Origin of the sequence: Desulfovibrio sp. 7SRBS1, assembly GCF_049723905.1 — a bacterium.
In the GTDB taxonomy this organism is placed as follows: Bacteria; Desulfobacterota; Desulfovibrionia; order Desulfovibrionales; family Desulfovibrionaceae.
Window position 1 is genome coordinate 2,916,707 of sequence record NZ_JBJKFD010000001.1, and the last position, 15,519, is coordinate 2,932,225.

Genomic DNA, 15,519 nt, shown 5'->3' on the forward strand with positions numbered 1-15,519 from the left:
ATTGTATGGATATTCTGGTTCCCTTTGAACAGCCCATTCGGCAGGTACGTTTTGTCCGCCGCGAAAAGCGGTTTCTGGTGCTGGTGGAAGACGGGACGGAAAAATTTTGGGTACACACCAACAATTCCGGTTCCATGCTCGGCCTGCTGCGGCCGGGGGAGGAAATGCTGATTTCCAAATCGCCCAACCCCAAGCGCAAACTGCCATGGACCCTGGAAGCGGTGTACGCAAACGACGACTGGTGCTGCGTGAACACCTCCATGCCCAACAAGATCCTTTACGCGGCATTCGAGCACCGCGCTCTGCCAGAGCTGGCAAAAGCCACCAAACTGCAGCGCGAGGCCAAGGTGGGGCAGTCCAGGCTGGACGCGCGCTTTGAAAGCCCTGGCGGCGATATATGGGTGGAGGCCAAAAACGTGACCCTGGTGGAAGACAATAGCGCAGCCTTTCCCGACGCCGTAACCGTGCGCGGGCAAAAGCATTTACGCGAACTCATGGCCCTGGCAGCCCAGGGCCTGCGCGTGGCAGGGTTTTACCTGGTATCTCTGGCGGGTGCGCACTGCTTTGCCCCGGCCGATTACATCGACCCGGAATATGCCAGCCTTTTTTATCAGGCGCTTGACGCAGGCGTGGAAGCGTGGCCCTACACGGCAAAAGTAACGCCGCAAGGTGTGGGGCTTGACCGCAGACTACCGGTATGGAGGAATTAAAATGTCTCGGATGGGGTTGGCCACTGTCTTGGGCCTACCGCAAGCGGGGCAAGGATGGTTTATGCTTTTCTGTAAAAACGGCTGACAGGGAAAAAGCAGTAGAAGTCCTGAACGGAAAAGAATGTGGAAATTCTTTCCAGTTTGTTTATTTCCCGGCGCAGTGTGCTCAAAAATGCGGGCAGATGGGAGAAAGTAAATTCCATGCAGCGGATAAACAGAACCAAGGCACAGAAAAATACAACCCCTTCAGTAAAAAGCCATTCAGAAACCACAGCAAGATCCTCCTTTTTTTCAGCAAACTACGCCTGATTCGCTTTGAGTCAATACCCGTTGAATTAATTCTTTATTTCACATTCCCCAGTACATACCGGTTTCATTTCATGGTCTTGATTCAAAAGATGCGCCCACGCCAAAGACCTTGCGCAAGAATAAAAAGCTCTGTCTTTTTTATGGCAGCCAGCAAAAGTCATAATTGGAATATTTTATCAACTTTTATATCCAGTTGCTCTTTGCGTCACAAACTTTCGCCCCCGGCCGCAGCCTTATAAACCCGCTGTTTATGCCGGTCCGGAGCGAAAGGAGACGTTATAACGCGGTCTTTTGACTGCCTATGGAGGGGAGGAGGCGACTTTTACGCACGGCCAAATGCCATACGACTTCTGCCTATGACGCAAGCTGTTGGAAGGTTTTTACAGGGAAGGCCTGCCAATTCTGCTCAAACGGCCTTCCCCGCGCTGAAAACCAAAGAAATCAGAACCGCGACTTTTTCTTTCATTATATTTTCGGGGGCGGCTTGCGCAAAAAGCCCTGCGGACCAGCCGGTTCAGTCTTCCAACTGCCAGACCTGGCGTACGCTTTGGATAAGGGCACGGATGACCGGAGAAGCGGCACGTTTCTTTTTATAGATGAAGTTGACCTGGGTGGAGAGGCTGTCCTTGTCCCAGATGACAACCTTGCCTTCCTTGCTGGCAAGGCGGGCTTCATCCTCGCGCATGAGGCTTATTCCTTTTCCTGCTTCCACAAATGCGGAAATCACGTCTTCGTGGTCCACAATGGTGGCTTCCGGCGGCTTGTGGGGCAGCCCCACGGACAAGAGCTTGTTTTCGGCAATGCGGCAATAGGGACATTCCTGAATAAGCCAGATCCAGGGAAAATCCATGAGGGTGTTCCAGGTTTCCGCCATGTGCAGACGGCCAGCCCAATCCGCCGGTCCCACGACCACGAGATTGAATTGGGCAAGCTTGATGCTGTCCACATCGCGCTGGATGGGGGGATCGCCAAAGCGGAAGCCGCCTTCCATATCACCGGAACGCACCTGGGAGAGGACGGTTTCCGACATACTCTGCAGCAGGTGCACCTCGACCCCTGGGAAATCCTCTTTCATACGGGTGGTCAGATCCATGATGCGGAGAAATTTCGTATCGGTGCACAGGCCTATGCGGGCCACGCCGCTGGCTTCGCGCCGCAGAGAGCGGGCCAGGTCGCTGAAGTCATTCACGGCACCGACAACCTTGCGGGCCTTGGTCAGCAACCGGCTGCCTTCCCGCGTCAGTTTCATGCCCGTATTGGTCCGCTCGAACAACTTTACCCCGAGTTCGTCTTCCAGGGTCTTGAGCTGCATGGAAACCGCGGGTTGGGTGACGCACAGGCGTTTTGCCGCCTTGGTCAGATAGCCTTCTTCAGCTACAGTAAGGAATGATTGTATCTGGTATAATTCCATATTTTTCAAAAACAGCTATAAGCCAAATTTATAACATCATAAAGACAATCCATTGGACGGCCAAGCTGTAAATGCCTATTTGTTCAGCCAGTGAGTGCAGGAATGCAGGAACCGCTGACGCGGTTAAAAATTCAAAAGGCTCACAAGGTTGCCGAGAGAAATCTTTCAACCGCACGGAGTAAGAATATGGTAAACGTACAAGGCCCCGTAGAACTGCTCAAGTATTTCATCACGCCCGAGGACACCACTGCACCGCAGACAGGAGTTGCCGGGCCGGGAATTGTCGGAACCATGAAGGTATTTTTTCACATCTGCGTCGCCATGGGACTTACCGTGGCCATCTCCGTGTTAAATTAAGGAACCATTCACAGGCTTCATCCTCCGTAGCGCCCGTGACGGCCGGCACACCGTCACGGGCGCTCCCTTTTTGGGCGGGAGAATTCTCCCATTACCACCCAAAAAAAAAGCGCCCAGCCAGTTCCCATAAGGAACATTTATGTGTCCTTACTCGACAGAAGAGCTTAGGGCAATGGGCGTTCCCCGAACTCGGTTCCCACAAAGCTATACAGCACACCTCTTCCCTGCACCTTCCCCAATTTTTTGCCTTTCAAAACAAACTTTCTTCCTCTTTTTTAGTTTTTGCCCTTAGCAAAAGCCTTACATATAAAAGGCCGCGACAGATACAACTCCTGCCACATCCTTTTTCTTTTACAATTGAATCTCATCATTTATCTCTCAATAAAAACTCCCTGCAACACGCTCGTGTTGCAGGGAGTTTTTATTGAATATTCGCAGGTCCAGGAGGCCGTGCCTCCTGGCGGGGTGCAGGGGCAGAGCCCCTGCCTACATTTCTGCTGCCGCCTTCTCTACGGAGTCTTTAAAGCCCTGGCGCACGGCCTTGAGCTTGTCGGCCAGCTCGGCATCGTGCAGGGCCAGAATCTGGGCAGCCATGTAGGCGGCATTCTTTGCACCGGGCTTATCCAGCGCAACAGTGCCCACGGGAAATCCCGGAGGCATCTGCAAGGTGGCCAGCAACGCATCCATGCCCTGCAGGGGCGAGGCATTGAGGGGCACGCCAATGACGGGCTTGATGGTCTTGGAAGCCACCACACCGGCCAGATGCGCGGCCATGCCGGCAGCACAGATAAAGACGTCACAGCCCTGCTCTTCCAACTCCGCCACCAATTGGGCGGTACGCTCCGGAGTGCGGTGCGCCGAAGTTATGGTATACAGGTGATCGATTCCGAGGGAACCGAGCACATCGGAACAGGGTTGCATTGTATCCTTGTCCGACGCGCTACCTATGAATATGGCAACACGTTTCATTTCAGGAATTCTCCCATTTCTTGCCTTTGTCTCCGATATCACGGCGGACGTAGCTGTTCTCGAAATTCACTATATCCACGGCCTGGTATGCCCTTTCCTGGGACTGTGCCAGGTCGTCGCCCAAGGCTGTTACACCCAGCACGCGTCCGCCGGAGGAGACGATACCGCCTTCCTCTTTGGTTCCGGCCTGAAAGACCTTGACCCCGACGCTGTTCTCGGCACGTTCGATGCCGGTGATGCGCATGCCCTTGGGATAGGCTTCGGGATAGCCCTTGGCAGCCATGACCACACACAGGGCGGTGTCGTCACGCCACTTCACATCGACCTCGTTCAGCTTGCCCTGGGTGCAGGCCAGCATGATTTCCAGCAGGTCGGAATCCAGACGCATCATAAGCGGCTGGCACTCGGGATCGCCGAAGCGGACGTTGTATTCCAGAACGCCGGGGCCGTTTTCCGTCATCATCAGCCCGGCGTAAAGCACACCTACGAACGGATGCCCCTTGGCCTCCATGTAGCGGATGATAGGGGTAATGACCTCTTCGGCCATGATTTCGTACTGGTCCACGGGCAGCAGACCGGCCGGGCTGTACGCGCCCATGCCGCCAGTGTTTGCCCCGGTGTCGCCCTCGCCCACGGCCTTGTGGTCCTGGCTGGAAGGCATGCATTTGATGTTGCGGCCATCGGAAAACGCCAGAAACGAAACTTCCTCGCCCACCAGCATTTCCTCGATAATGACCTTGTCGCCGCTGGTACCAAACTGCTTGTGGACCATTATCTGCTCAATGGCGTGGCGGGCGCGTTCCTTGCTTTCGCAGATGATGACACCCTTGCCCGCGGCCAGGCCGTCGGCCTTGACCACCAGGGGCACGCCTTTTTCCTCGATGAACTCCAGGGCCCGGTCCGCGTCGCGGAACATGGCAAAATGCGCAGTGGGCACGCCGGTTTCCAGCATCACCTGCTTGGCAAACGACTTGCTGCCCTCCAGCTTGGCACAGTATTCCGAAGGACCGAAGCAGGGAATGCCCGCGTCCTTGAGGGCGTCTGCCAGCCCAAGGGTAAGGGGCAGTTCCGGTCCGGGCACAACAAGACCGATATCGTTGGACTTGGCAAAATCCACGATGCCGCGCACATCGTCGTCCTGAATGTCCACATTAATGCCGCACTGGGCGGTACCGCCGTTGCCCGGCGCAATATAGATCTTTCCGGCTTTCGGACTTTGGCCCAGTTTCCAGGCCAGGGCGTGCTCCCGCCCTCCCGAACCGATCAAAAGTATATTCACAGCGTCCTCCCGTGGCGAGCTGCCGGAGAGTGTTCGGCAGCCTGTTGATAAAAAAATCAAGGTACTGAAACACAAGGGCAAAAGCAACGGATTCGGGTGCCCTCGGCACTCTGCCCCGTGCTTTCCGGCCGCAGGCGGATTGAGTGCCCTTCTTTCTGCTGGACAAAGAATAATTCCTGATTACATTCCTCGCCATGGCACACCAATATATTCGCATACACGGCGCACGACAGCATAACCTCAAAGACCTCACCCTGGACATACCCCGCGACAAACTTGTCGTCATCTGCGGTCCGTCCGGGTCGGGCAAATCCACCCTGGCATTCGACATCATCTATGCCGAAGGGCAGCGGCGCTACGTGGAATCGCTTTCCGCCTACGCCCGCCAGTTTCTGCCCCAGCTCGACAAACCCGATGTGGACAAGATCGAGGGGCTTTCTCCCGCCATATCCCTGGAGCAGCAGGCCGGTTCGCGCAACCCCCGTTCCACGGTTGGCACGGTAACGGAAATATACGACTTTTTACGCGTGTTCTACGCCCGGCTGGGCAAATTCTATTGCCCCGGCTGTGGCAAACCCATTGCCGCCATGACGCCCGACGAGATCGTGGACCGCATCATGGAGATGGAGGCGGGCACCAAATTTCTTTTGATTGCCCCGGTGGTTGAGCGCAAAAAAGGCACGCACAAGGACCTGCTGGCAAACCTCAAAAAGCACGGATTCATGCGCGTACGCGTGAACGGCGAGGTAATGCTGCTGGACGACGTGCCAGACCTGGAAAAGAACAAACGCCACAGCATCGATCTTGTCATAGACCGGTTGGTGGTGAAGGGAGACATGCGTTCGCGCCTGGCCGACTCCCTGGAGCTGGCTCTCAAATGGGGGGACGAACGAGTGCACGCCGCCGTGGTGGGTGGCGAGGAAAAGATTTTCAGCACGCTTTCCTCCTGCCCGGACTGCAACATCAGCCTGCCCAAGCTTTCGCCGCAGCTTTTTTCCTTCAACAGCCCGCAGGGAGCCTGCCCGCGCTGTTCGGGCATCGGCAGCCTGGACTATTTCGAGCCCATGCTCATTGCCCCCAACAAGGGGCTGTCCATCCGCAAAGGCGGCATTCTGCCCTGGAAAAACCCCAAGGCCCTGTCCCGCCAGGAAGACGACCTGAAAAAACTGGGCAAGCACTACGGCTTCACCCTGGACACCCCGCTGGGTGAATTTTCCGACAAGGCCTGGAACGCCCTGTTCAACGGCGATCCGGAAGTGCAATGGCTGGGTGTGATTCCCCTGCTGGAGCAGGGAATGCAGTTCGGCCCCATCTGGCGTGACGAGCTGGCCCGCTTCCGCCAAAGCCGCCCCTGCCCGGACTGTGGCGGGGCGCGCCTGCGCGACGAAGCTCTGGCCGTGCGCGTGGACGACCTGAACATGCACCAGTTCACCACCCTGCCCATCAACCGCGCCCTGGACTGGCTGCAGGGCCGCACCTTCGAGGGCCGCGACGCACTTATTGCCGAACCGCTCATGAAGGAGCTGACCCACAGGCTGGCGTTTCTTTCCAACGTGGGGCTGGATTACATAAACCTGCACCGGGAAATGGCCACCCTTTCCGGCGGCGAGGCCCAGCGCATCCGCCTTGCCGGACAGCTCGGCTCCGGGCTGGTGGGCGTTACCTATGTTTTGGACGAACCGTCCATCGGCCTGCACCCCCGCGACAACGAGCGCCTCATCAAGACGCTTCGCCAGTTGCAGGAGCGGGGCAACACCGTGCTGGTGGTCGAGCACGACGAGGAAACAATCCTGGCCGCCGACCACGTGGTGGAACTCGGCCCCGGCTCGGGCTGGCTGGGCGGCGAAGCCGTGTTTCAGGGCACGGTGCGCGACCTGCTGGACAAGGGCCAGTCCCTGACCGCCAAATACCTGCGCGGCGACATTGCCATCGAGCAGCCGGAACAGCGGCGCAAGCCCACGGGCCACATCACGCTCAAAGGCGTGCGCACCAACAACCTCAAGGACGTGAACTGCGCCATTCCCATGGGCTGCCTCACCTGCGTCACGGGCGTGTCCGGCTCGGGCAAGTCGTCCCTGGTGGTGGACACGCTGTACAAGCACATCGCGCTTGCCAAGGGTGTGAAGGTGGACAACCCCGGCCAGCTTTCGGGCATCGAGAACCTGGAGCAGGTGGAAAAGATCATTTCCATAGACCAGACGCCCATCGGCCGCACCCCGCGTTCCAACCCGGCCACCTACACGAAAATCTTCGACGAGATCCGCAAGATATTCACCGGCACCAAGGAAGCCAAACAGCGCGGCTACAAACCGGGCCGCTTCAGCTTCAACGTGCCCGGAGGACGCTGCGAGGCCTGCAAGGGCGACGGACAGATTCGGGTGGAAATGCACTTTCTGCCAGACGTGTACGTGACCTGCGACGTGTGCAAGGGCAAACGCTACAACCGCGAGACCCTGGACGTGCGCTTCAAGGGACTGAACATCGCCGAGGTGCTGGACATGACCGTGCGCCAGGCCAGCAAATTCTTTGAAAACCACCCGCCCCTGATGCGTCGGCTCCAGGTACTTCAGGACGTGGGGCTGGAATACATCCGCCTGGGACAGCCCGCCACCACCCTTTCGGGCGGCGAAGCCCAGCGCATCAAGATATCCCGCGAACTCGGCAAACGCAGCCTGCCCGGTACCCTCTATATTCTGGACGAGCCCACAACCGGGCTGCATATGCACGAGGTCGGCAAGCTCATTCAGGTGCTGCAACAGCTGGTGGACAAGGGCGCAACCGTGGTCGTCATCGAGCACAACCTCGATGTTGTTGCCGCGGCAGACCACGTCATCGACCTCGGACCCGGCGGCGGTGAATTCGGCGGCCAGATTGTGGCGCAGGGGACGCCGGAAGAATTGGCAGCCAATCCTAAGAGTGTTACGGGTGGATTTTTAGTGAAATAAGGGGGCGGCTGCGCGATTTTTGCCCCAGCGGCGTTGAAAAAGAGGGATTGGGGACCGGGATGGAGACTTTGCTCCTATCCTCGGTCCCCAATCCCTCTTTTCGTCTTGCCGGGAACAAAACTTACGCAGCCGGGGGGGGAATAGCGTCATCCCCCATCAGTAACCAATTATTTTCCTTAAATTTCAAGGCCACCTGTTAAGCCTACATTTGAGGCGCTTTAGCATACGTAAGCTCGTCACTCACCTAGTTGACGTACGCCCTCAGAATTTCATCATCAATGGACTTTCATTTGCCACGTCCCCAAGAATTGGGGCGTGGCATAACGATGCAGGAAGACCTGCAAATGCAGCTTACAAACCTATGGCGCAAGGGTGCTATCTCACCTGACTTGGTGCAATGAGGCGGCAAAGACATCTTGCAAGATACCTGCGGCCCCTTGAGGCCGGAGGGGGAGGAGAAGGTGCCGGAAACAACCGGGGGGACCTGGCCTTATCAGGTCCCCCCACTGTTTCTGGCAAAAAATCATAAAAAGTGGCTGGAATAACAAACGAAGGGACACCGTGTCTCCCAATACCCAGCTGCCTCTTCCATCTTCAATGCGCGAAAAGCGCATTGTGCTTTATTTTTTGCTTTTCAAGGCCCAAAAAACAAAAGGCCAGTCCTACATTCTACCCTTCTACCACTTCTTCCCGCTTCACCCGCCGCACATACCCCACCAAGGCCGCACAATAATAAATAACCAGACCGACATAGGCCAACGGAAAGAGATTCAAAAACAATCCGTAGGAGAAAAAATCGGCAGTCGGCTCCGAGACGAGCGACCGAATGCAGTAAAAGGCAAACAACTTGACCAAGACGGCGTGTACCCCGCCAAAGTACTTGTGAACATCATAATACATGTTCTTGAAATGAGGATACCGACGGGCAATCAAAAACGACACGCCCAAGTCGAGCAGGAAAAAGAACATCAAAACATCCTGCATCACCATGCAGTACGTGCCATACACCGGCGCAGCGACTGTTTCTCCTGCTCCTGCCTTTAACGGCTCGACAACTTTTCCCAAAACCGACGTAAAAAAAGAGATTACGTAATCTGAAAAACTCGCGGTCATAAGGCTTTTCCCAAGTGGCTAGAAAATTATTTATACTTTGTTTTATAAATTCATTAATTTTCTTTTCCCCATTCGGCAAGACCAACGCGCCCTCGCAAACACCTTTCCCCCTACGCACCAAAAACAAAAGGCCGGTCCTGATAATCAGAACCGGCCTTTTTGCGAACGAGTCCGCACCAAACATTTATTCGTTATTCAATACCTTGCTGGCGTTGTTCGTAACTTCCTCCATTTGCTTCTTTACCTCCTGCTTGGACACCTTGTCAGGATGTCCTTCACCAGAGCAAGCTGCCAAGGGCATGCAGACCAAGGAAAGCAACAATAAGAGTAAGCCGAAATGGGTAGTTCTCATAACTATCCTCCAGTTGTTTCTAGCAGAGTTATACTCCAACCGGATAAATGACAATAAAAAAACTGGGTACTATAACAAAAAAAATTGGCAAGCGCAAACGGAAAACTTTACAAAGGCAATACGGCCCGAAACTGGATTGCTCCGGAACCTACGGCAAGCCTTACCGCATCACCTTTCCGCCTTTTTACTGAAAAATCAGGTCGGCAAGCACACCCACAAACACGGCCACGGCAATCACCCCGTTCAGGGTAAAAAAGGCCAGGTTTACGCGGCTCATATCGTCTTCACTGATGAGCAGATGCTCCAGCACCATGATCAGGCCGATAATCACCATAAAGATGAAATAAATACCGCCCGCCTGCGCAGCCCATCCGGCCAGCAAAAAGAACAGCGCGGTGTTGACGTGGCAGAAGCTGGAAATTGCCAGACTGGTCCCCACGCCGAAACAGGCAGGCATGGAGTTCAGCTCCTGACTGCGGTCAAAATCCGTATCCTGACAGGCGTACAGCAGGTCGAACCCGGCCACCCAAAAGGTGACGCCCAGGGCCAGCAGTACGGCAGGCAGGGAAAATTCCGGGGTAACGGCCATCCAGCCACCCAGGGGAGCAAAGCCCAAGGTCATGCCCAAAACAAAATGACAGAGCCAGGTGAACCGCTTGGTAAGGCTGTAACCGCCCGCAATGAGGAGCGCCACAGGGGAAAGCGCGAAGACCAGGGAATTCATAAAGTAGCAGGCCAACACAAAAATGGCTGCCGTGACCACGCAGAAAATGCGGGCCGCGTTCATGGAAATTTCCCCGGTAATGAGCGGCCGGTTCTGGGTGCGGGGGTTGAGACGGTCGAACTTGACGTCGGCCACGCGGTTGAAGGCCATGGCAAAGGAACGCACGGCCACCATGGCCAGCGTAACCAACAAAAAGGGTTTCCAACCCGGCCAGCCCCTGGCGGCCCAAAACAGGCCCACGTAGGCGAACGGCAGGGCAAAGATGGAGTGCTCTATTTTGACCATGCGGGCCAGAGCGACAATCTGACGTGTCATCTACAAAATCCTTGTTATCGCAATCGATTACTTGCGGATGAAAATAGCGCCCAACACCAGAAAGGCGACTCCCAGAATACGGGACAGGCTGATGGAATGCTGCTGATAGCCGAGCACCCCGAAATGGTCCAGAAACACAGCGGCCACGAGCTGCCCGGCGATGATGAGGCCAGCCATTGTTCCGGCCCCGACCTTGGGCACCAGAATAACCGTGGCGGTGACGAAAAATGCGCCGAGCACACCACCCAGCCAACTCCACCAGGGAGCGTTGGACACGGCATTGGAAAAATCGAAAGGCAGCCGCACCACCAATACGTAAAGAGTCAGGGCAACGGTGCCGACAAAAAACGAAACCAGAGCCGCAGACTCGGGCGCGCGGAGAGAGTCGCGCAGGATGGAGTTGATACCTGCCTGCACCGGCATGAGAAACCCGGCCGCGAGTGCCAGACAAATATAAAATAACTTCATGAAATCTCCTCGGCTTTACGAAAGAACTGGTCGGCTGCCGCATGCTCCGGCGGAACACCGCACACACCCTGCGCACGAACCATGGCTGATCGCGCTGAAACAAAAAAACAATGTGGGGAACGTCAACCAATGGCTATCAAATCATGTTCGCCCGAATCCCGCAAGACGGCAAGGCTACCAACAGGGACCAGACTTTTCAGACTCATGGGGAGAGATGAAAACAGGACTGAGGAAAGATGTTTGCGGTGTGCAGCTGGACGTTGGATTTTTTTGGGGTTTGGGCCGCTGTGCTTCGGGCCTTGGGCGTCTTGCGCGGCTGCTGTGCGTCTTTTGTTTTGCTTCCTCAACCATCTGCCGCAGGGCGGCGGGAGTCGCTTGAGAACTAGACGCTAAGCAATGCGCAGCCGCGCTATTTTTCTTTGCTTCCCGGTTCACAACCGTCTGCCGCAGGGCGGCGGGACTGGTGCGGTGGCAAGGCGCCAGGGAAAATCAGAACCGACGTGTATTCTTATATACACGAGGGGCTCGATTTTTCCGCAGCAACGCAGCCAACGTGCCGTTCCCCTCAAATTACACAGGGCGGCGGGAGCTACTTTGAGAACTAGGCGCTGTGCAATTCGTAGCTGCGCCGTGTATTCTTACATACACAAGCGGTCTGCGAATTGTGCTGCAACGAAGTTATCAAGCGGCTCCCGCCGCCCCGAGACTATTTCAGGCAGATAAGTCCATAATTCTTCTTCCCCTTGCGCAACATAAGCGCCTCCCCATGCAGGAAGTCGCTGGCACCAGGGGTGAAATCAATATCCTGGACGCGCTCGTTGTTCACGTACACGCCACCGGCCTTGATGTCCTTCTTGGCCTGGCCCTTGGAAGCGCAAAGGCCCGTGTCCACCAGCATCTGGGCCAGATCGGGCAATCCGTCGGTCTTGTCGTATTCCTGGCTGGGAGCTTCATCCAAGGCGGCTTTGAGGGTGCGCACATCCACTTCGCGGATGTCGCCCTTGCCGAACAGAGCATCGGTGGCCTTGAGCACCTTGTCCAGCTCGTCCTTGCCGTGCACCAGAGAGGTCATCTCCTCGGCCAGACGCTTCTGGGCCTCGCGCAGATGGGGCTGCTCCTCGACGCACTTGGCCAGTTCCGCGATCTCTTCCTGAGGCAGGAAGGTGAAGTAGTTGAGCAGCTTGACCACGTCGCGGTCGTCGGCGCGTACCCAGAACTGGTAAAATTCGTAGACGGAGGTCAGTTCCGGGTCCAGATAGATGGCGCCCTTCTCGGACTTGCCGAACTTTTTGCCGTCCGCAGTGGTGATGAGCGGGAAGGTCATGGCATAGCCTTCCAGACCGGACTTGCGGCGCATGAACTCGCAGCCTGCGGTGATGTTGCCCCACTGGTCCGAACCGCCAATCTGCAACTTGCAGCCGTGCTCGCGGGCCAGATATTCAAAGTCCAGGGACTGCAGAATCTGGTAGCTGAACTCGGTGTAGGAGATGCCCACGTCGTCGCGGCCGAAGCGGTTCTTGACCGATTCCTTGCCCATCATGCGGTTGACGCTGAAAAACTTGCCGTAGTCGCGCAGGAATTCGAGGGCTGTGATCTGGCCGAACCAGTCGTGGTTGTTGACGATGTTGACGTCGCCTTCAAACAGCTTTTCAGCCTGCTTGCGGATGCAGGAAATGTTGAACTCGATTTCCTCGGACGGCTTGAGCTGGCGCTCCTGATCCTTACCGCTGGGGTCGCCGATAAGCCCGGTTGCGCCACCCGCCAGAAAAATGGGGGAGTGCCCGGCGCGCTTGAAGCGCAAAAGACCCAGCAGAGGAACCATGTTGCCGATGTGCAGGCTTTTGGCGGACGGGTCGAAGCCGCAATACATGGCGCGGCCCGGAGTGGACAGATACTCGCGCACTCCGTCCTCGTCCGAAACCTGAAACACCAGTCCCCGCCACTTCAACTCGTCGAAAATGTTCATTGCCTGCTCCTTGCAGTCTCTTTTGCTGATGCGCATCATTCAAGGCCCCGACGGCCTGCCTGTGCGTGTTTTTGTGGTACGATTACGCGCTTCGTGCGCGAATCTTGTTGGCTTTCATAAAACCGGGAGGAAATCAAGAGCCATGGTGCGGGCCAGAAAAGACGAAGCCTTGATTTTTCCCTTATAATACCGCTCATTCGCCCGTTTCCCTTCTTCTACTCGAAATCTCATTTTCACCCCACATCCGCCAGACAACTCAAAAAGGTACGAAAGCAAGGCGCGAGGGCTTGGTTTTTCCGAACCAACGAAGTTACCGCACCCTTTTCAGAAATTTAAACAGGCTGTTCAGAAAGAGGTGAGAGCAAAGCGCCAGAAAAAACCAAACCCGAAGTGTATTCTTAAATACATGAGGGGCTTGGTTTTTACGTAGCAACGCCGCTATCACCCTTTATGAACTGCCTGAGCAGCCTGAGCCCTTCTTTCCTTTCATGTCATGTTGCCCTATAATTGTGGGCTATGGGCTCTCTTATCGCACGCATACTTACCAAACTGGCCTGGGTTGCCGTTGTGCTGTTCGGCATCACGGTCATCAGTTTCTGGGTCATCCATCTGGCGCCCGGCTCGCCCACGGAGCTGCAGACCACCATGAACCCGCTGGCAACACCCGAAGCTGCCGCGCGTCTGAACAAGCTGTACGGCCTGGACCAGCCCATACACGTGCAATATGCCCGCTGGGTGTCGCGCATCGTGCGCTTCGACTTCGGCCAAAGCCTTTCCGGCGACCACCGCCCGGTGTGGGACAAGATCAAGGAACGGCTGCCGCTCACCTTTGGCATGAACATCGTCTCCCTGTTCCTCACCCTGCTCATCACCATTCCCATTGGCGTGGCCTCGGCCTATTGGCAGGGCGGCATGTTCGACAGGTCCATGACCATCTTCGTCTTCATCGGCTTTGCCGTGCCCGGCTTCTGGCTGGCCCTGCTGATGATGATATGGCTTGGCATCTACTGGCCGGTGCTGCCCATCTCCGGGCTGACCAGCCTGGACTATGCCTCGCTTTCCCCCCTGGGCAAGCTCTGGGACCTCACCCGGCACATGATTCTGCCCATCTTCATTTATACCTTCGGTTCGCTGGCGGGCATGTCGCGCTTCATGCGTTCGTCCATGCTGGAAGTGCTGCGCCAGGACTACGTACTCACGGCCAAGGCCAAGGGGCTTTCGACCCGCGTGGTCGTGTTCAAACACGCCCTGCGCAACGCGCTGCTGCCCGCCATCACCCTGCTCGGCCTGTCCATTCCCGGGCTTATCGGCGGCAGTGTCATTATCGAATCCATTTTTTCCCTGCCCGGCCTGGGGCAACTTTTCTACCAGGGCGTGATGAGCCGTGATTATCCGCTCATCATGGGCAATCTGGTGCTGGGCGCCATTCTTACCCTGGCCGGCAACCTGCTGGCCGACGCAGCCTATGGGCTGGCCGACCCGCGTATTCGGGCCGGCCGTTCAACCGGTCGGGCAGGAGGAAAGAGCTGATGAACGAGGCCACCTCCCTGCAAACGCCAACGGCCAACGGATACAACAAACGCCGGGTCCTGCTTTCACGCTACGGCCTGCTGGTGCTGGGCCTTTTTCTGGTGGGCGTCATGTCCGTGGGCGCCTTGCTTGCCCCGTGGATTGCTCCGTTCGATCCCTCGGCCATCAATGTGGACGCTATTTTTCTGCCCCCCAGCTGGACCCATCTTCTGGGCACGGACTCCCTGGGCCGCGATATTTTCTCGCGTATGCTCTACGGCGGGCGGGTCTCGCTGTGGGTGGGGTTTGTGGCCGTGGGCCTGTCCGTTGGCATCGGGCTGGTGCTGGGGCTGGTGGCCGGATATTTCGGCGGGCTGGTGGATGAAGTCATCATGCGCGGCGTGGACGTGATGCTCTGCTTCCCCTCCTTTTTCCTTATCCTGGCGGTCATCGCCTTTCTGGAGCCGAGCCTGTTCAACATCATGGTGGTTATCGGCCTTACCAGCTGGATGGGCGTGGCCCGTCTGGTGCGGGCTGAAACCCTCAGCCTGAAAAGCCGCGACTACGTGCTGGCAGCCAAGGTTTCCGGCGCGGGCCACATCCGCGTTCTGTTCCACCACATTCTGCCCAATGCCGCGGCCCCGGTGCTGGTTTCCGCCACCCTGGGCGTGGCCGGAGCCATACTGGTGGAATCTTCCCTGAGCTTTCTGGGGCTGGGCGTGCAGCCTCCCACCCCGAGCTGGGGCAACATGCTTATGGAAGGCAAGGACGTGCTGGAAATAGCACCATGGATGTCTGTTTTTCCGGGCATGGCAATCCTGCTGACCGTGCTGGGCTACAACCTGCTGGGCGAAAGCCTGCGCGACCTGCTCGACCCGCGCCTGCGCCAATAGCCCCCCCCGTTTCCTCCGCATTGCAAGGAACCGTATGCCAACAGTCTGCCTGGTCAATGTTTCGCTGCCGGACGAGGCCCGTTCCCAAGACCGGGAAAAAATGTTCTACCGCATGTTGAACGACCTGGGGCACGGCCCGCAGGCCGTCCACGCCCTCGGCCTTGCCGACCCCGGTGGCTGAGACTCAAAACGTCACTTG

At 56.8% G+C, this 15,519-nt stretch carries 15 protein-coding genes; 7 read left to right on the forward strand and 8 right to left on the reverse strand.

Annotated elements, in window-relative coordinates; all coding sequences use genetic code 11:
* Positions 1 to 5: 5 nt before the first annotated feature.
* Together sfsA and ACI0FJ_RS13200 are read left to right on the forward strand one after the other, a co-directional pair.
* The gene (sfsA, locus tag ACI0FJ_RS13195) at positions 6 to 710 is read left to right on the forward strand and encodes a DNA/RNA nuclease SfsA (RefSeq protein ID WP_424304286.1); all 705 of its coding nucleotides are present in this window, start codon (positions 6 to 8) and stop codon (positions 708 to 710) included.
* The gene (locus tag ACI0FJ_RS13200) at positions 698 to 1,258 is read left to right on the forward strand and encodes a hypothetical protein (RefSeq protein ID WP_424304288.1); all 561 of its coding nucleotides are present in this window, start codon (positions 698 to 700) and stop codon (positions 1,256 to 1,258) included. The genes sfsA and ACI0FJ_RS13200 overlap by 13 nt, the downstream gene beginning before the upstream one ends.
* 275 nt (positions 1,259 to 1,533) lie before the next feature.
* Here ACI0FJ_RS13200 and ACI0FJ_RS13205 read toward each other — a convergent pair whose 3' ends face one another.
* Positions 1,534 to 2,430 (reverse strand): LysR family transcriptional regulator, encoded by an 897-nt coding sequence (locus tag ACI0FJ_RS13205; protein ID WP_424304290.1) that lies wholly within the window; start codon positions 2,428 to 2,430, stop codon positions 1,534 to 1,536.
* 186 nt (positions 2,431 to 2,616) lie between these two features.
* Here ACI0FJ_RS13205 and ACI0FJ_RS13210 point away from each other — a divergent pair, with 186 nt between their 5' ends.
* Positions 2,617 to 2,787, forward strand: coding sequence for a hypothetical protein (locus tag ACI0FJ_RS13210; protein WP_424304292.1), 171 nt, complete (start codon positions 2,617 to 2,619; stop codon positions 2,785 to 2,787).
* Positions 2,788 to 3,273: 486 nt separating this feature from the next.
* Here ACI0FJ_RS13210 and purE read toward each other — a convergent pair whose 3' ends face one another.
* On the reverse strand, positions 3,274 to 3,756 hold the full coding sequence (gene purE / locus ACI0FJ_RS13215; protein WP_424304294.1) for a 5-(carboxyamino)imidazole ribonucleotide mutase: 483 nt from the start codon (positions 3,754 to 3,756) through the stop codon (positions 3,274 to 3,276).
* A gap of 1 nt (position 3,757) precedes the next feature.
* Positions 3,758 to 5,035: a phosphoribosylamine--glycine ligase gene (purD, locus tag ACI0FJ_RS13220; RefSeq protein WP_424304296.1), complete on the reverse strand. Its 1,278-nt coding sequence runs from the start codon at positions 5,033 to 5,035 to the stop codon at positions 3,758 to 3,760.
* 194 nt (positions 5,036 to 5,229) lie between these two features.
* Here purD and uvrA point away from each other — a divergent pair, with 194 nt between their 5' ends.
* On the forward strand, positions 5,230 to 7,980 hold the full coding sequence (gene uvrA, locus ACI0FJ_RS13225; RefSeq protein WP_424304298.1) for an excinuclease ABC subunit UvrA: 2,751 nt from the start codon (positions 5,230 to 5,232) through the stop codon (positions 7,978 to 7,980).
* Between the two features lie 669 nt (positions 7,981 to 8,649).
* Here the strand turns inward: uvrA and ACI0FJ_RS13230 are convergent.
* From ACI0FJ_RS13230 to tyrS, 5 genes are all read right to left on the reverse strand, one after another.
* Positions 8,650 to 9,093: a hypothetical protein gene (locus ACI0FJ_RS13230; protein ID WP_424304300.1), complete on the reverse strand. Its 444-nt coding sequence runs from the start codon at positions 9,091 to 9,093 to the stop codon at positions 8,650 to 8,652.
* A 184-nt stretch (positions 9,094 to 9,277) separates the two neighbouring features.
* Positions 9,278 to 9,445, reverse strand: a complete 168-nt coding sequence (locus tag ACI0FJ_RS13235; RefSeq protein WP_424304302.1) for a hypothetical protein — start codon at positions 9,443 to 9,445, stop codon at positions 9,278 to 9,280.
* Between the two features lie 184 nt (positions 9,446 to 9,629).
* Positions 9,630 to 10,484: a UbiA-like polyprenyltransferase gene (locus tag ACI0FJ_RS13240; protein WP_424304303.1), complete on the reverse strand. Its 855-nt coding sequence runs from the start codon at positions 10,482 to 10,484 to the stop codon at positions 9,630 to 9,632.
* A gap of 27 nt (positions 10,485 to 10,511) precedes the next feature.
* On the reverse strand, positions 10,512 to 10,952 hold the full coding sequence (locus ACI0FJ_RS13245; protein ID WP_424304305.1) for a DMT family transporter: 441 nt from the start codon (positions 10,950 to 10,952) through the stop codon (positions 10,512 to 10,514).
* 706 nt (positions 10,953 to 11,658) lie between these two features.
* Positions 11,659 to 12,918 (reverse strand): tyrosine--tRNA ligase, encoded by a 1,260-nt coding sequence (gene tyrS / locus ACI0FJ_RS13250; protein WP_424304307.1) that lies wholly within the window; start codon positions 12,916 to 12,918, stop codon positions 11,659 to 11,661.
* A 516-nt stretch (positions 12,919 to 13,434) separates the two neighbouring features.
* Between tyrS and ACI0FJ_RS13255 the strand changes: the two genes are divergently transcribed.
* Genes ACI0FJ_RS13255 through ACI0FJ_RS13265 form a run of 3 tightly spaced genes read left to right on the forward strand, consistent with a single transcriptional unit; the run spans position 13,435 to position 15,501 of the window.
* Entirely contained in the window at positions 13,435 to 14,448 is a 1,014-nt protein-coding gene (locus ACI0FJ_RS13255) for an ABC transporter permease (RefSeq protein ID WP_424304309.1), read from the forward strand.
* Positions 14,448 to 15,320 (forward strand): ABC transporter permease, encoded by an 873-nt coding sequence (locus ACI0FJ_RS13260; RefSeq protein WP_424304310.1) that lies wholly within the window; start codon positions 14,448 to 14,450, stop codon positions 15,318 to 15,320. The genes ACI0FJ_RS13255 and ACI0FJ_RS13260 overlap by 1 nt, the downstream gene beginning before the upstream one ends.
* 34 nt (positions 15,321 to 15,354) lie before the next feature.
* Entirely contained in the window at positions 15,355 to 15,501 is a 147-nt protein-coding gene (locus ACI0FJ_RS13265) for a hypothetical protein (RefSeq protein ID WP_424304312.1), read from the forward strand.
* Positions 15,502 to 15,519 lie beyond the last annotated feature (18 nt).

Coding starts and splice junctions, on each gene's coding strand:
- ACI0FJ_RS13230 (WP_424304300.1), bottom strand. CDS start 9,093: ATGACCGCGAGTTTTTCAGATTACGTAATCTCTTTTTTTACGTCGGTT.
- ACI0FJ_RS13210 (WP_424304292.1), top strand. CDS start 2,617: ATGGTAAACGTACAAGGCCCCGTAGAACTGCTCAAGTATTTCATCACG.
- sfsA (WP_424304286.1), top strand. CDS start 6: ATGGATATTCTGGTTCCCTTTGAACAGCCCATTCGGCAGGTACGTTTT.
- ACI0FJ_RS13200 (WP_424304288.1), top strand. CDS start 698: ATGGAGGAATTAAAATGTCTCGGATGGGGTTGGCCACTGTCTTGGGCC.
- ACI0FJ_RS13240 (WP_424304303.1), bottom strand. CDS start 10,484: ATGACACGTCAGATTGTCGCTCTGGCCCGCATGGTCAAAATAGAGCAC.
- ACI0FJ_RS13245 (WP_424304305.1), bottom strand. CDS start 10,952: ATGAAGTTATTTTATATTTGTCTGGCACTCGCGGCCGGGTTTCTCATG.
- ACI0FJ_RS13265 (WP_424304312.1), top strand. CDS start 15,355: ATGCCAACAGTCTGCCTGGTCAATGTTTCGCTGCCGGACGAGGCCCGT.
- ACI0FJ_RS13260 (WP_424304310.1), top strand. CDS start 14,448: ATGAACGAGGCCACCTCCCTGCAAACGCCAACGGCCAACGGATACAAC.
- ACI0FJ_RS13205 (WP_424304290.1), bottom strand. CDS start 2,430: ATGGAATTATACCAGATACAATCATTCCTTACTGTAGCTGAAGAAGGC.
- purE (WP_424304294.1), bottom strand. CDS start 3,756: ATGAAACGTGTTGCCATATTCATAGGTAGCGCGTCGGACAAGGATACA.
- uvrA (WP_424304298.1), top strand. CDS start 5,230: ATGGCACACCAATATATTCGCATACACGGCGCACGACAGCATAACCTC.
- ACI0FJ_RS13255 (WP_424304309.1), top strand. CDS start 13,435: ATGGGCTCTCTTATCGCACGCATACTTACCAAACTGGCCTGGGTTGCC.
- tyrS (WP_424304307.1), bottom strand. CDS start 12,918: ATGAACATTTTCGACGAGTTGAAGTGGCGGGGACTGGTGTTTCAGGTT.
- ACI0FJ_RS13235 (WP_424304302.1), bottom strand. CDS start 9,445: ATGAGAACTACCCATTTCGGCTTACTCTTATTGTTGCTTTCCTTGGTC.